Consider the following 15,149-nt stretch of genomic DNA (forward strand, 5'->3'; position numbering starts at 1 on the left):
TCACAGCGGCGGAATGCCGCTGTGAAACCGAAACTCAGTGTCTGGCGACTCAATCAACTCACGCTCCGCCGCCCTCACCCGCTCAATGGCCTGGTTGACGTCACGCTCATCGCCGTACTGATAAGCCAGCTTCAGGTAATTTTGGAAATGCCGCGCTTCGCTTTTCAGTAACCCGAAGTAGAACTTGCCCAGCTCCTCATCCAAGTGCGGCACTAACGCTTCGAAACGCTCGCAACTGCGTGCCTCGATAAACGCACCGACCACCAGGGTATCCACCAGCTTGTGCGGCTCATGAGTACGCACCACCTTGCGCAAGCCTGAGGCGTAGCGCGCCGCCGATACCGGACGCAGGCCAATCTTGCGGCGTTTCATGATGCGCAGCACCTGCTCATGGTGCACCAACTCTTCACGCGCCAAGCGCGACATGGCATTGAGCAAGTCAACATAGGTGCTGTATTTGGCCATCAGACTCAGGGCTGTGCTGGCCGCCTTGAATTCGCAGTTCTTGTGATCAATCAGCAAGGTCTGCTGGTCAGCCAGAGCGGCTGTAATCCAGGCAGCCGGCGTGCGACAACCAAGAAACTGATGAATCTCCGGCAGGTTCACAGACCCACCTTCAACACCAAGGGAAAGCTGGGCTCTACACTAAAACAGTCGTTTTCGGCTAGCAGATACATAAATTCACAAAAATGGGCGGGCTTGAGTGGTGTGGCTAACAGGGCCGCCATTATACGAATGAGCACGCGAACAGCCACCCGATTGATATCGATCAAACACAGAGCAACTCGCCGCGATCTATAGTGGTACGCAGTCCAACTGAGCGCACATGGAGACGATCATGCAAGCTATACGCAGCATCCTGGTGGTAATTGAGCCTAACCATGCAGAAAGCCTGGCCTTAAAACGCGCCAAGATGATTGCCGGCGTGACCCAATCACAGCTGCACCTGCTGGTGTGCGACAAAAAAGGGGACCACACCAGTTACCTGCGTGATCTGACTGGCATGCTCAACAGTGAAGGCTTCAATACCACGAGCCAGCAAGCCTGGAATGACAATCAGCATCAGACCATCATCAATGTGCAACAGGCTGAGGGCTGCGGCTTAGTGATCAAACAACACTTCCCCGACAACCCGTTGAAAAAGGCGCTGCTGACGCCCGATGACTGGAAGCTGCTGCGCTACTGCCCTGCTCCGGTATTAATGGTGAAGACCGACAAACCTTGGGCCGGCAGCGTGATCCTGGCCGCCGTCGATGTGGGCAACGCCGATGGCGAACATCGCACCTTGCACCGCAGCATTGTCAGCCACGGCTACGATATTGCCGGTTTGGCCAACGCCCAGCTGCATGTAATCAGCTCCTACCCGACACCGATGCTCTCCGCTGCCGACCCGACCTTTCAGCTCAAGGAGACCATAGAAACGCGCTACCGCGACCAATGCAAAACCTTCCAGGCCGAATACGGCATAAGCGATGCGCACCTGCACATCACTGAAGGCCCAGCTGATGCAGTCATCCCGCACACGGCACGCCTGCTTAATGCAGGGGTCACGGTGATCGGCACTGTCGCGCGTACCGGGCTTTCAGGCGCACTGATCGGCAACACCGCAGAGGTCATTCTCGACTCACTGGAAAGCGACATCCTGGTGCTCAAGCCAGACGACATCATTGCCCACCTGGAAGAGCTGGTTACCCAGCACTAAACAGCGACCGCAACGACAACAAAGCCGCCCTCGGGCGGCTTTGTTGGTTAATCGCCAGCATCACTCCCCGACATCCAAACCATCACGGAGAAAGCGTGGTGCGATATAGCGCTCGTAATGCGCTTCGGACAGTAGAAAGAATTCGCGATCTATCGCATCGCGTAATTCGGGCAGGCTCCACTCGCGAAACTCCGGCAGTAGCACCATACCGTAAGCCTCCAGCTGACTGATCACCCGCGCGCCACGGGCGATTAGTTGATACGCCCAACAATATGGCGACTGCTGGGGCACGAAACGAATCTGCCGCTGCTCAAGCTGCATGCGCAGACGATCGACATCAAAAACCTCGACCTTGGCCGCCATTACTTGAACCAGCAGTACTTCTAGACGCAGCCAGACAGCATGCTTGGCCTCGTCGTCATAGCCGTTCCAATTGATCACCTCATGATGAAATCGCTTGCAGCCACGACACACCACATCACCGTAAACAGTGGAGCACAGGCCGACACAAGGGGTTTTGATACGCTGGTTGGACATAACGAGAGGCATGGGCACTGGCGGACAGGGTGGCATCTTAGCCCTTTGTCTAAGGCAGATCACCCCCAGATAAGCGGGGCCTTTGGCTTAACTTTATGAAAGCTTTCCAGTAGAATCGGCCGGCCTTTTAAAGGCAGCAACGTCCGTTGGAAGCTGTTTTCAAAGCGTCACGAGCACAGTCAACCCTGCAGGTTCGATGTTGGTGTCGACCCTTGAGCTACCCGCCAAGAGCCGACACCAGCCCTCATCCCAACCGTCCTGCCGGCGTAAAACTTTGAAAACAGCTTCTGCAAGAAAGCAGCGAAACCTCGGCTGAGCGGCCCATAAAGCCACGAAGCGCCTGGCTCGATGCTTTCTGGATCGCGTCCCGGATAACCCTTTGGGACCACTGATGAGGGTAAAAACTGTGCTTGAAGCCTATCGCAAACATGTAGCAGAGCGTGCCGCTCAGGGTATCGTGCCCCAGCCGCTGAACGCCGAACAAACCGCAAGCCTGATTGAGCTGCTGAAAAACCCGCCAGCCGGCGAAGAAGCCGTTCTGCTCGACCTGATCACCAACCGCGTGCCGCCAGGCGTCGATGAAGCCGCCTACGTTAAGGCTGGTTTCCTCTCTGCCATCGCCAAAGGCGAAGCCACTTCCCCGCTGATCAGCAAGCAACACGCTGTTGAACTGCTGGGCACCATGCAGGGCGGTTACAACATCGCCACTATGGTTGAACTGCTTGACGACAGTGAATTGGCTAGCGTGACTGCTGAGCAACTGAAGCACACCCTGCTGATGTTCGACGCCTTCCACGACGTCGCTGAAAAAGCCAAAAATGGCAACGCTCACGCCAAAGGCGTGCTGCAATCCTGGGCTGACGGCGAGTGGTTCAAGAACCGCCCGACTCTGGCCGACAAGATCAGCCTGCGCGTATTCAAGGTCACCGGCGAAACCAATACCGACGACCTGTCCCCTGCTCCTGATGCCTGGTCGCGTCCAGACATCCCGCTGCACGCCCTGGCCATGCTGAAAATGGCTCGTGAAGGCATCGTGCCGGACGAGCAAGGCGTAACTGGTCCGATGAAGCAAATCGAAGCCATGCGTGGCGACGGCTTCCCGATCGCCTACGTCGGTGACGTTGTCGGTACTGGTTCCTCGCGCAAATCCGCGACCAACTCGGTACTGTGGTTCTTCGGCGACGACATCCCGAACGTACCGAACAAGCGTGCAGGCGGCTTCTGCTTCGGCAGCAAAATCGCTCCAATCTTCTACAACACCATGGAAGATGCCGGCGCACTGCCAATCGAATTCGACGTGTCCAACATGCACATGGGCGACGTGATCGACCTGTACCCGCATGCTGGCAAAGTCTGCAAGCACGGCACCGACGAAGTACTGACCACCTTCGAAATGAAGACCCCAGTACTGCTCGACGAAGTCCGCGCTGGCGGCCGTATCCCGCTGATCATTGGTCGCGGCTTGACCGATAAAGCTCGCGCTGAACTCGGCCTGGGCCCAACCGATCTGTTCAAGCTGCCTGAGCCGCCTGCGGCTAGCACCAAGGGTTTCACCCTGGCGCAAAAAATGGTCGGCAAGGCTTGCGGTCTAGCAGAAGGTCAAGGCGTGCGCCCTGGCACTTACTGCGAACCGAAGATGACCACCGTCGGTTCCCAGGACACCACTGGCCCGATGACCCGTGACGAGCTGAAAGACCTGGCTTGCCTGGGCTTCTCCGCTGATCTGGTTATGCAGTCGTTCTGCCACACCGCGGCCTACCCAAAACCGATCGACGTGACCACCCACCACACCCTGCCGGATTTCATCCGCACCCGTGGCGGCGTATCTCTGCGTCCTGGCGACGGCATCATCCACAGCTGGCTGAACCGCATGCTGCTGCCGGATACCGTCGGCACTGGTGGCGACTCGCACACCCGCTTCCCAATCGGTATCTCGTTCCCGGCCGGTTCCGGCCTGGTGGCCTTCGCCGCTGCCACTGGCGTTATGCCGCTGGACATGCCGGAGTCGGTATTGGTGCGTTTCAAAGGTAAGCTGCAACCGGGTATCACCCTGCGTGACCTTGTGCATGCCATTCCTTATGCCGCCATCCAGAAAGGCCTGCTGACCGTCGAGAAGAAAGGCAAGAAGAACATATTCTCTGGCCGCATCCTCGAAATCGAAGGCCTGGACGAGCTGACTGTTGAACAAGCTTTCGAGCTGTCCGACGCCTCTGCCGAGCGCTCCGCTGCCGGTTGCACCATCAAGCTGCCGGAAAAAGCCATTGCCGAGTACCTGCGTTCGAACATCACCCTGCTGCGCTGGATGATCAGCGAAGGCTACGGCGATGCCCGCACCATGGAACGCCGCGCCCAAGCGATGGAAGCTTGGTTAGCTGATCCTAAGCTGATGGAAGCTGACAAGGACGCTGAGTACGCCGAGATCATCGAAATCGATCTGGCCGAAATCAACGAGCCTGTGCTATGCGCACCAAACGACCCAGACGACGCTCGTCTGTTGTCCAGCGTGCAAGGCGAGAAGATCGACGAAGTATTTATCGGTTCGTGCATGACCAACATCGGTCACTTCCGCGCTGCCGGTAAGCTGCTGGACAAGGTCAAAGGTCAACTGCCAACTCGTCTGTGGCTGTCGCCGCCGACCAAGATGGACCAGCATCAACTGACCGAAGAAGGCTACTACGGTATCTACGGTAAAGCTGGCGCGCGCATGGAAATGCCGGGCTGCTCGCTGTGCATGGGTAACCAGGCACGCGTTGAGCCGAACTCCACCGTGGTGTCGACCTCGACGCGTAACTTCCCCAACCGCCTGGGCGATGGTGCCAACGTCTACTTGGCTTCGGCCGAACTGGCCGCTGTTGCCTCGATCATAGGCAAACTGCCGACTGTTGAGGAATACATGGTCTACGCGAAAGAAATCGACACCATGGCAGCGGACGTATACCGCTACCTGAGTTTCGACCAGATCGCCGAGTTCCGTGAAGCCGCTGCAAACGCTAACATTCCTGCTGTTCAGGTCTAAGCGCTAGCCGCACCAGAAAGCCCCGCCTAGTGCGGGGCTTTTTTTGTGCCTACGTTCGTCTAAGGCCGCCATTCATAGACCCAGCGCTATTGCCGTATGTTGTGTGTACGACTGCAACGCCAGAGCAAACAGCGCACCCTCTGCTGCAACTGGATGTGATCTATCTAAAGCAGACCAGAACTGACTGGCACATGCATTGCTTTGCTTAATTCAGCTTTCCAACGGCGGAAAGACTTCAACTAGACAACGGTGTCGTATCACTCGCAGGCTGTAGCAACGAGTGGCACGGCACCTTTTTGTGTGGGCACAGGAAAAGCACCATGAACGAGCACGAGATCAGCCGCAGTAATGCACCGGAAAAGCCGGTACTGAATATCGGCTTTATGGCCCTGAGTGACTCGGCCTCAGTCATTGTCGCCGCGACCCAAGGCTTTGCCGAGAAACATGGGCTGACCCTAAACCTGCATCGACAAACCTCCTGGGCAGGTTTACGGGACAAGTTGCTCAACGGTGAATTGGACGCCGCGCACAGCCTATACGGGCTGATCTATGGCGTTCAACTCGGCTTGGGTGGTGCACCGGCTACGGATATGGCCGTGCTCATGGGCCTCAACCAGAACGGCCAAAGCATCAATCTGTCGCAACCTCTGCAAGCGGCCGGCGTGACCAGCGGCGAAGCACTGAGCCGTTACGTGCACCAAAATGAATCACGCCTAACCTTCGCCCAGACCTTCCCCACCGGCACACACGCTATGTGGCTGTACTACTGGCTCGCCAGCCAAGGTATTCATCCGCTGCGCGACGTCGACAGTGTAGTGGTGCCGCCACCGCAGATGATTGAGCACTTAAAAGCCCAGCGTATCGACGGTTTCTGTGTGGGCGAACCCTGGACAGCCAAGGCCGTGGAAGAAAGCCTCGGCTGCACCCTGACCACCATCCAAGCCATCTGGCCTGATCACCCGGAGAAAGTCCTGGGCTGCACCCAGGCGTTTGTCCAGCAGTACCCCAACAGCGCACGCGCACTGGTTATGGCAGTGCTGGAAGCCAGCCGTTTTATTGATGAAGACGAGGAAAACAAACGCAGCACCGCGCAACTGCTAAGCAGCCACGAATACGTCAATGCGCCACTCTCCGCCATTCTGCCGCGCTTCCTCGGCCAGTATGAGGACGGCCTTGGCCATGCCTGGCAGGACGCTCATCCACTGCGTTTCCATGCAGCTGGCGCGGTAAACATGCCCTACCTGTCAGACGGTATGTGGTTTATGACCCAATTTCGCCGCTGGGGCCTGTTACGCAGTGACCCCGACTACCTGGCCGTCGCCCGCCAAGTGCAGCAAATAGACCTCTACCGTGAAGCAGCGCAAGAGTTAGGCATGGCGACTCCAGAACCGATGCGTAGCAGCCAGCTTGCTGATGGCACCCGTTGGGATGGCAGCGATCCGGCGGCCTATGCCCGCGGCTTTGCCCTACATGCCCTGAGCGGCGACTCGCTGGAGAGCCGCTAACATGCTGCGCATTCTGCTGATCAATGACACCGCGAAGAAAGTCGGCCGCCTAAGAGCCGCATTGATTGAGGCGGGTTTCGAGGTTATCGACGAGTCGGGCCTGACTATCGACCTGCCCGAGCGCGTCGAGGCGGTGCGCCCGGACGTGATTCTGATCGATACCGAATCGCCCAGCCGCGATGTGATGGAACAGGTGGTGCTGGTCAGCCGCGACCAGCCGCGTCCGATCGTCATGTTCACCGACGAGCATGACCCCAGCGTGATGCGTCAGGCGATCCAGAGTGGCGTCAGCGCCTACATCGTCGAAGGCATCCATGCCCAACGCCTGCAACCGATCCTCGATGTCGCCATGGCGCGTTTCGAGAGTGACCAGGCGCTGCGCGCCCAGTTGCAAGCCCGCGACATCCAGTTGGCCGAGCGCAAGCGCATCGAACTCGCCAAAGGCCTACTGATGAAGATGAAAAGCTGTAACGAGGAAGAGGCCTACACCCTGATGCGCCGCCAGGCCATGAGCCGTCAGCAAAAGCTAGTTCAGGTTGCCGAACAGATCATCGCCATGCACGACATGCTGGGGACTTGATCCAGCCACTTATCAGCACGCGCCATCGACGCGCGCGGCTGCTGAGCATTGAGCACAGGTGATGTTGCTCGCGTGCGCCTGACGGGACTAAAACTGTACGTCTAAAATTCAGCAAAACTGCTCTAGACACTGGAGCTGCAGCACGTTTATCTTCGCCGCCTGGCCAGCGCACTGGCCAACGTCGCTCGGACGGTTCCGGGCGCTTACGTATCCGAGGAAAGCATGGCTGACCAAGCTTCGCGCCGCTTTGCGCGCATCGATCGACTCCCCCCCTACGTTTTCAACATTACCGCTGAACTGAAGATGGCCGCGCGTCGCCGTGGCGAAGACATCATCGACTTCAGCATGGGTAACCCCGACGGCCCCACGCCGCCGCATATCGTCGAAAAGCTGGTGCAGGTCGCCCAGCGTGAAGATACCCACGGCTACTCCACCTCTCGCGGCATTCCGCGCCTGCGCCGGGCCATTTCGCGCTGGTACAAAGACCGCTACGAAGTCGAGATCGACCCAGAAAGCGAAGCCATTGTCACCATTGGCTCCAAGGAAGGCCTGGCGCACTTGATGCTGGCCACCCTGGACCATGGCGATACGGTGCTGGTACCCAACCCGAGCTACCCGATCCACATCTACGGCGCAGTGATTGCCGGTGCCCAGGTGCGCTCGGTGCCATTGATTCCCGGCGTAGATTTCTTCGCCGAACTGGAGCGGGCGATCCGCGAGTCGATCCCCAAGCCAAAGATGATGATCCTCGGCTTCCCGTCCAACCCCACCGCGCAGTGCGTCGAGTTGGACTTCTTCGAGCGCGTGGTGGCCCTGGCCAAGCAATATGACGTGCTGGTAATCCACGACCTGGCGTACGCCGATATTGTCTATGACGGCTGGAAAGCCCCTTCGATCATGCAGGTGCCGGGTGCCAAGGACATCGCCGTGGAGTTCTTCACCCTGTCCAAGAGCTACAACATGGCCGGCTGGCGCATCGGCTTTATGGTGGGCAACAAGGAACTGGTCAACGCGCTGGCGCGGATCAAAAGCTACCACGACTACGGCACCTTCACCCCGCTACAAGTCGCCGCCATTGCCGCATTAGAGGGCGATCAACAGTGTGTGCGCGATATCGCCGAGCAATACCGCCAGCGCCGCAACCTGCTGGTCAAAGGCCTGCACGAGCTGGGCTGGATGGTGCAGAACCCGAAAGCCTCGATGTATGTCTGGGCCAAGATTCCCGAGAAGTACGCCCATCTCGGCTCACTGGAATTTGCCAAGAAACTGCTCCTGGAGGCCAAGGTCTGCGTCTCGCCAGGCATCGGCTTCGGCGATTACGGCGATGATCATGTGCGCTTCGCCCTGATCGAAAACCAGGACCGCACACGCCAGGCGATTCGCGGTATCAAAGCGATGTTCCGTGCAGATGGCCTGATACCCGCGTTGAAGGCTAAGTCCAGCATCGAGTAAGCATATAGAGGGCACCGTAGGGTGCCCTCTGGCGTTTCAGCTGGAGTAATCCAGTACCGTCCAAACCCGGCTAAGCCCATCAGTAATCACACAACCACTCTGCCCAAGTTGATTACTGCTGTGCAGTGACATCAGGGTAGTCATGCCATCCGCCGCATCCGAGCGCTCGCTCAGCCACTGTATGCGGCCACAATTGGCCGTCTCAACCACGTAACTGGCCGCCACAGCAGCACCCGCGCTGGGCTGCTTGATCACATCCACCACTGTGCCCTGCTCTTCCACACGCTTACCGTCGGACACCAACACGGCCCAGGCATGGCCGTTCTCAATCACCAGATAAGTGCCATTGGCCCTGGGCGAATCAAGCGACGGTTGCGCACAACCGGTCAAAAGACCCAACAGCATAATTGTCATAAGCATCTGTTGCATTGTTAGTGACTCCTCTGCAGTGCCTGTCGCCATTGGCTTTGCGGGCAGATGGCGCGAGTGATCGAGTAAGTGGCGGTTGGGGCCTTGGGCTTACTATTATCGAATACTGTTTATTTGTACAGTATTTTTCGATTACCCTTGGTCACGTCATCCAGCCAACCATGTCGCCCGGAAAACGGGCCCGTTTAGGCGTTAACAGGAGTAGCCAGATGCTCGACGTACTGCAGCTGAAACACAGCGTAAACCGCATGTCCCTGGAAAAAGTCCGGGCCACCGTCAATGAATTGCAGCTTGAAGGCATCGTCACCGAAGGAAAAACACCGTTTTCCCGGGTGCACTTCAATACCTGCTTTGCCGAGATCGAAGCCTTACTGCAACGCGCCGGCTATCACCGGCAACTGGATGTCGTCGGCTACCAAGGCCTGGCTTATGCCATGTTCGACCCTTCACGCTGGGCGGCCGTGGACGTATTGCGCTGGCTCAAGGAGTTTGTAGAAGAAGCGCAAAGCAAATCGCTGACACGTTAGGAATTACCGCTATTACGGGGGCGGCAATAACCCGCACAGCACCATATCGAAGCAAAAACCTCACACAGCGCTGCGCCCGTGCACAGCATTAGCCCGTTTGCCGGATTCAAACACCATTGCGTTGACGTAAGAAAACTCGATGGTCAGTAAAAAATGTCGACCCTCAGCCCCAAACTTAAAAGTAAGCATTTGATTTAAAAAGAAATAAATAGCCATAAAAGCTGCTCTAGCCGATCCGAAAAGCAATTTCGGTACGTACAAGGCCATTTCGGAAAACTGGCAAGTTCCTTGCTTGGATCCCACCAGACACAAACACACGTCTTCAGATCGCCAACGGCGGTGATCGGGACGAAATTGACAAAGACGTCAAAGACACTCAGCCATACGTGGCCGAACTGTCTGCGACGTCTTTTTTCGTTTCTGGGACCTGAGGAAGCATCATGCGCAACGCCACCACTCGCCGTTCGCTACTACACAAAACCCTATCTAGCCTTGGCTGTGCCGCAGTTCTGCTGCTGTCGCCGCTTTACCTGCAAATCGCCAGCGCTGCAGAGCCCGAGAAGGACGAGCTGAAGTTCGGTTTTATCAAACTGACGGATATGGCACCGCTAGCCATCGCCTATGAAAAAGGCTTCTTCGAGGATGAGGGGCTCTACGTAACCCTCGAAGCCCAGGCCAACTGGAAGGTACTGTTGGATCGAGTGATTGATGGCGAACTAGATGGCGCGCACATGCTTTCTGGGCAACCGATAGGCGCGACAATCGGTTTTGGCACCAAGGCCGACGTGGTCACCGCCTTCACCATGGACCTCAATGGCAACGCCATCACCGTTTCCAATGCGGTCTGGGATGAGATGAAGACGCATGTACCTATGGCTGACGGCAAGCCCGTGCATCCGATCAAGGCAGACGCCCTGAAACCGGTGATCGATAAGTTCAACGCTAGCGGCAAGAGCTTCAACCTGGGCATGGTGTTTCCGGTATCCACGCATAACTACGAGTTGCGCTACTGGCTCGCTGCCGGCGGGATCAACCCGGGTTATTACGCGCCGCACAAGGGCGATACCAGCGGCCAGATAGATGCTCAAGCGTTGCTCTCGGTAACCCCTCCACCGCAGATGCCTGCGACGATGGAGGCTGGCACCATCCAGGGCTACAGCGTTGGCGAGCCGTGGAATCAAGCGGCGGTATTCAAGGGCATTGGCGTCCCGGTGATTGCTGACTACGACATCCGCAAAAACATGTCGGAGAAAGTCTTCGGCGTGTCGAAAAGCTGGGCCGATGCCAACCCGGAAACCCATAAACGCGTCATCAAGGCGCTGATTCGTGCCGGACAGTGGCTCGATGCGGACAACAATGCTAACCGTGCAGAAGCGGTACAGATCCTTTCCCGCCCCGAATATGTGGGAGCCGACGCGAAGGTAATCGCCAACTCCATGACCGGCACGTTCGAGTATGAGAAAGGCGACAAGCGCGAGGTGCCGGACTTCAACGTGTTCTTCCGCCACCACGCCACCTACCCCTATTACTCCGATGCTGTGTGGTACCTGACGCAAATGCGCCGCTGGGGGCAGATCGCCGAGGGCAAGCCGGATAGTTGGTACCTGGAGACAGCCAAGAAGGTTTACTTGCCAGCGATCTACCGCGAAGCCGCGGCCGAGCTGATCGCCGAAGGCAAACTCAAGGCCAGTGATTTCCCGCCAGAAAGCGAAGATGGCTTCCGTGCACCACTGACCGACACCATCGACGGCATTCCTTATGACGGTCATAAACCCAACGCCTACCTTGAGCAATTCAAGATCGGCCTCAAGGGCGACACGCAAATCTAATTGGCTTGCGGAGCCGGTACACCGGCTCCCTCCCACACTGAGGACATGACGATGAGCAACCCGAGCGTCGCCACCCCGATCACGGTAACTATTAAGTCGGCGCGCAGCAGTGCGTTGATCAAACGCTGGGCACCGGCCATGATTTTGCCGGCGCTGGGCATTCTCGGCTTTCTGCTCTGCTGGCAACTGCTGGCCAATAATATCCAGACCAGCCTTGGCCAATTCCCCGGGCCGCTGCAGGTTTCCGAGCAGTTTTCCGGCTTGGTCAGCGCCCACTTCAAAGAGCGCGAAAAGGCCCAACGTTTCTACGAGCGCCAAGACACTCGCAATGCCGCCCTGCTGGAGAAAAACCCGCAGGCCGAAATAAAAGTGCGCACTTACACCGGTAAACCAACCTTTATTCAGCAGATTTACACCAGCCTTATCACGGTAATCACCGGCTTTGTCATCGCCTCACTGATTGCCATTCCGCTGGGCATCATCTGTGGCCTGAGCAAGAGTTTCTATACCGCCATCAACCCGTTGATCCAGGTCTTCAAACCGGTTTCGCCACTGGCGTGGCTGCCGCTGGTGACCATGCTGGTCAGCGCGCTGTACGTCAGTGATGATCCGATGTTCGCCAAGTCGTTTGTCACCTCGGCGATTACCGTCGCGCTGTGCTGCTTATGGCCAACCGTGATCAACACCACGGTCGGCGTCGCCGGCATTGAGCAAGACCTGAACAACGTCAGCAAGGTACTCAGCCTCTCGCCCCTGTCGCACGTCAGGCGCATCGTCCTGCCGGCTGCCGTGCCGATGATTTTCACCGGCCTGCGCATGTCGCTGGGCACTGGCTGGATGGTCTTGATCGCCGCTGAGATGCTCGCGCAAAACCCGGGGCTGGGTAAGTTCATCTGGGATGAATTCCAGAACGGCAGCTCCAACTCCCTCGCCCGAATCATGGTGGCTGTAGTCGTCATCGGTTTGATCGGTTTCGCCCTTGACCGCCTCATGCTCCTGCTGCAACGCCAGTTCAGCTGGGACAAGAACGCCGTATTGCGCTAATCAGGAGACTTCCCATGAGCCACTCACACCTCGAACTCACAGGCGTCGGCATCGACTTCCCCACCGACAAAGGGCTTTACCGCGCCTTGCAGAACGTCAACCTGCGCATCGATAAAGGCGAGTTTGTATCGCTGATCGGCCACTCCGGCTGCGGTAAATCCACTGTCCTGAACATCGTCGCCGGTCTGCACAAGGCCACCACGGGCGGCGTCATCCTTGATGGCCGCGAGGTCGACGAGCCTGGGCCAGAGCGCGCGGTGGTATTCCAGAACCACAGCCTGCTGCCCTGGCTAAGCTGTTACCAGAATGTCGAACTGGCCGTACGCCAGGTGTTTAAGGGTAAGAAATCACGCACTGAAATGCGCGACTGGATCGAACACAACCTCGCGCTGGTGCACATGACACACGCCATGCACAAACGCCCGAGCGAGATATCCGGCGGCATGAAGCAGCGCATTGGCATTGCCCGCGCCCTGGCCATGCAGCCTAAAGTGCTGCTGATGGACGAGCCATTTGGCGCACTGGACGCCCTGACCCGCGCCCATTTGCAGGATTCGCTGATGGAGATTCACGCCGATCTGGGTAACACCGTGATCATGATTACCCACGATGTCGACGAAGCCGTGCTGCTCTCGGATCGCATCGTCATGATGAGCAACGGTCCGGCAGCCAGCGTAGGCGAGATCCTCAAGGTCGAACTGGCGCGCCCACGCGAGCGCCTTGCCATGGCCAATGACCCGCAGTACCACGCTTACCGCGCTGCCGTGCTGGAGTTTCTCTACGAGAAGCAGGTTCGTCCTGCGGCCTGAGGGCGAACCCGCGTTGGATAGCCAGGTGCAGGCTTGGCTGTTCTATCGCGAATAGCCCCCCGCCGATCAGTCCAACTGAACTTAGCGCAGCAATCACCACCGAACAGGAGCATCAACCAACGCAACGACCTAAGGATAAGCCGTGCTTGACCTAACCACTTGGAACCTCTCTGTTCCCGTCGCACCAACTCCCGTCGACATCAGCACCACCCGCATAAACAATGGCTACAGCAGCCAGTATTTCCGCCGTAACAGCGACGACAGCATCACCTTTTGGGTACCGGTCAATGGCTCACGCACAGCCGATGCCAGCTATCCACGCAGCGAGTTGCGCGAGACCAAGACCGATGGCAAGTTGAACAACTGGTACTACGCCAGTGCCGACAACTACCTGACCGCAGTGCTTACCGTTAATCAGGTGCCGAGCAAGAACAAGGTCGTAGTCGCCCAGATACACAGCAAGGACGAACCGGGCAGCCAAAACGATCCCCTGCTGAAGTTGCAATACCACTATCTACGCGGTGTCGGCCGCCTTGAGCTGCTGTTGCGCAAACGTCCGGGCGACGCCAGCGTGCAGAACATTCTGCTGGCCGAAAACATCCAGCTTAATCAGCGTTTCAGCTATGAGCTGCGCATCACCCCCAGCGGCAAGCTCGGCGTTAAAGTCACCAGCACTCACGGTGATAACGGCTCGCTCTATCAGCAACTGAGCGGATACTGGGGCACGCAGTTGCTCTACTTCAAAGCGGGGGCTTATGTTCAGGATAATGAAGGCCCCAGCACCGAAGGCGCGCGGGTAACCTTCTATTCGCTTAACAGCCTGCACCGCTAGGGTACGGCGCCGATGCGTTTGAAAAAGGCCTCAACCGCAGTGGTGTATGCCCCCGCTTCGCCCAGTTGCTCGTTGATCTCTCCGTGTGAAAGCGCCAGCGGCAAGACATCCACTTGCATGCCCAGGCTCTTACCCCGTTCGGCGAAGCCTTCTGCCTGCGGACAAGCCTCCTCACGTTTGCTGGAACACACTGCCAGCAGCGGTGCACCAGCCTGCTGTAGACGCCAGAGTGGCGAAGCGGCGCGCCAGTTCGCCGGGTCTTTGCCAAAGGCCTTGTCATACAGGCGGTAATGTTTGCCGCGCATGATGCTGGCCACATCGAAAGCCGCGCTGTCCAGCGCCACGGTGCCCAGCCAGGGCTGAGCCCCGTGGCGTTTGCTAATAGCACTATCAGAGGCGAGCAGGCTGATCAGATGTGCGCCGGCAGAATGGCCAAGCAGCACAACCCGTTGCGGGTCACCGCCCCAGCTCTGCGCATGCAGCTGCACATAGCTCAGCGCCTGGGCGATATCCTCGGCCTGCTGCAAAGGCTCGGCGTCAGGTAACAGTCGATAGTTCACCGAGACGAACAGGTAACCCTGGGGCAGCCAGCGCGCCAGTTTGTTATCAACAACCCGGCCCATGCGCTTATCACCTATATCCCAGGCACCGCCATGCACCATCAGCAGAATCGGCGCCGCATTCGCCTTGAGCGGCCGGTAAACATCCAGGCGTTGCAGCTCATGAGTGCCGTAAGGCAAATCCGCCAGCAGCTCACCACCGAGCCGCGCGGTGCTCTTCGCGCTGCGCCGATCACTCAGGGCATCACGCAGGCCCTGCGCCTGAACATTGCCTAACAACATCAGCGCCAGCAAAACACCAACATATAACCTCATGAGTTTCATGCG

The 15,149-nt window shown here is 57.9% G+C and carries 15 protein-coding genes; 10 read left to right on the forward strand and 5 right to left on the reverse strand.

What is annotated here, in order from left to right; translation table 11 throughout:
* A complete protein-coding gene (locus tag VCA57_RS21870; RefSeq protein WP_411187600.1) occupies nt 1-606 on the reverse strand; it encodes a tRNA-(ms[2]io[6]A)-hydroxylase in 606 nt (201 codons plus the stop codon).
* Nucleotides 607-838: 232 nt separating this feature from the next.
* Here VCA57_RS21870 and VCA57_RS21875 point away from each other — a divergent pair, with 232 nt between their 5' ends.
* Nucleotides 839-1,702: a universal stress protein gene (locus VCA57_RS21875; RefSeq protein ID WP_411187602.1), complete on the forward strand. Its 864-nt coding sequence runs from the start codon at nt 839-841 to the stop codon at nt 1,700-1,702.
* Between the two features lie 60 nt (nt 1,703-1,762).
* Here the strand turns inward: VCA57_RS21875 and VCA57_RS21880 are convergent, their stop codons facing one another.
* Nucleotides 1,763-2,239 (reverse strand): DUF1289 domain-containing protein, encoded by a 477-nt coding sequence (locus VCA57_RS21880; RefSeq protein ID WP_411187604.1) that lies wholly within the window; start codon nt 2,237-2,239, stop codon nt 1,763-1,765.
* Between the two features lie 406 nt (nt 2,240-2,645).
* Between VCA57_RS21880 and acnB the strand changes: the two genes are divergently transcribed.
* From acnB to alaC, 4 genes are all read left to right on the forward strand, one after another.
* Nucleotides 2,646-5,255, forward strand: a complete 2,610-nt coding sequence (gene acnB / locus VCA57_RS21885; protein ID WP_411187810.1) for a bifunctional aconitate hydratase 2/2-methylisocitrate dehydratase — start codon at nt 2,646-2,648, stop codon at nt 5,253-5,255.
* A gap of 320 nt (nt 5,256-5,575) precedes the next feature.
* The gene (locus VCA57_RS21890; RefSeq protein WP_411187606.1) at nt 5,576-6,760 is read left to right on the forward strand and encodes a CmpA/NrtA family ABC transporter substrate-binding protein; all 1,185 of its coding nucleotides are present in this window, start codon (nt 5,576-5,578) and stop codon (nt 6,758-6,760) included.
* Nucleotide 6,761: 1 nt separating this feature from the next.
* Entirely contained in the window at nt 6,762-7,340 is a 579-nt protein-coding gene (locus VCA57_RS21895; RefSeq protein ID WP_411187608.1) for an ANTAR domain-containing response regulator, read from the forward strand.
* Between the two features lie 222 nt (nt 7,341-7,562).
* Nucleotides 7,563-8,792, forward strand: a complete 1,230-nt coding sequence (alaC, locus tag VCA57_RS21900) for an alanine transaminase (RefSeq protein ID WP_411187610.1) — start codon at nt 7,563-7,565, stop codon at nt 8,790-8,792.
* Between the two features lie 36 nt (nt 8,793-8,828).
* Here alaC and VCA57_RS21905 read toward each other — a convergent pair whose 3' ends face one another.
* A complete protein-coding gene (locus tag VCA57_RS21905) occupies nt 8,829-9,221 on the reverse strand; it encodes a hypothetical protein (RefSeq protein WP_411187612.1) in 393 nt (130 codons plus the stop codon).
* Between the two features lie 209 nt (nt 9,222-9,430).
* On the opposite strand from VCA57_RS21905, the gene VCA57_RS21910 reads away from it, so the two are divergent.
* On the forward strand, nt 9,431-9,748 hold the full coding sequence (locus VCA57_RS21910) for a transcriptional regulator (protein ID WP_411187614.1): 318 nt from the start codon (nt 9,431-9,433) through the stop codon (nt 9,746-9,748).
* Nucleotides 9,749-9,808: 60 nt separating this feature from the next.
* Here the strand turns inward: VCA57_RS21910 and VCA57_RS21915 are convergent, their stop codons facing one another.
* Nucleotides 9,809-9,964: a hypothetical protein gene (locus VCA57_RS21915; RefSeq protein ID WP_411187616.1), complete on the reverse strand. Its 156-nt coding sequence runs from the start codon at nt 9,962-9,964 to the stop codon at nt 9,809-9,811.
* 224 nt (nt 9,965-10,188) lie between these two features.
* Between VCA57_RS21915 and VCA57_RS21920 the strand changes: the two genes are divergently transcribed.
* The 4 genes from VCA57_RS21920 (at nt 10,189) to VCA57_RS21935 (ending at nt 14,262) form a co-directional block, all read left to right on the forward strand.
* Nucleotides 10,189-11,577 carry a CmpA/NrtA family ABC transporter substrate-binding protein gene (locus tag VCA57_RS21920; RefSeq protein WP_411187618.1) on the forward strand — a complete coding sequence of 463 codons (1,389 nt, stop codon included), beginning with the start codon at nt 10,189-10,191 and terminating at the stop codon, nt 11,575-11,577.
* Between the two features lie 51 nt (nt 11,578-11,628).
* Nucleotides 11,629-12,621: an ABC transporter permease gene (locus tag VCA57_RS21925; protein WP_411187620.1), complete on the forward strand. Its 993-nt coding sequence runs from the start codon at nt 11,629-11,631 to the stop codon at nt 12,619-12,621.
* Nucleotides 12,622-12,635: 14 nt separating this feature from the next.
* The gene (locus tag VCA57_RS21930; protein WP_411187622.1) at nt 12,636-13,430 is read left to right on the forward strand and encodes an ABC transporter ATP-binding protein; all 795 of its coding nucleotides are present in this window, start codon (nt 12,636-12,638) and stop codon (nt 13,428-13,430) included.
* 142 nt (nt 13,431-13,572) lie between these two features.
* Nucleotides 13,573-14,262: a polysaccharide lyase family 7 protein gene (locus tag VCA57_RS21935; RefSeq protein ID WP_411187624.1), complete on the forward strand. Its 690-nt coding sequence runs from the start codon at nt 13,573-13,575 to the stop codon at nt 14,260-14,262.
* Here the strand turns inward: VCA57_RS21935 and VCA57_RS21940 are convergent.
* The gene (locus VCA57_RS21940) at nt 14,259-15,146 is read right to left on the reverse strand and encodes an alpha/beta hydrolase (protein WP_411187626.1); all 888 of its coding nucleotides are present in this window, start codon (nt 15,144-15,146) and stop codon (nt 14,259-14,261) included. The two genes, VCA57_RS21935 and VCA57_RS21940, sit on opposite strands and share 4 nt — an antisense overlap.
* Nucleotides 15,147-15,149: the final 3 nt, after the last annotated feature.

It is taken from the genome of Pseudomonas sp., from assembly GCF_046581935.1.
Classification (GTDB): domain Bacteria; phylum Pseudomonadota; class Gammaproteobacteria; order Pseudomonadales; family Pseudomonadaceae; genus Aquipseudomonas.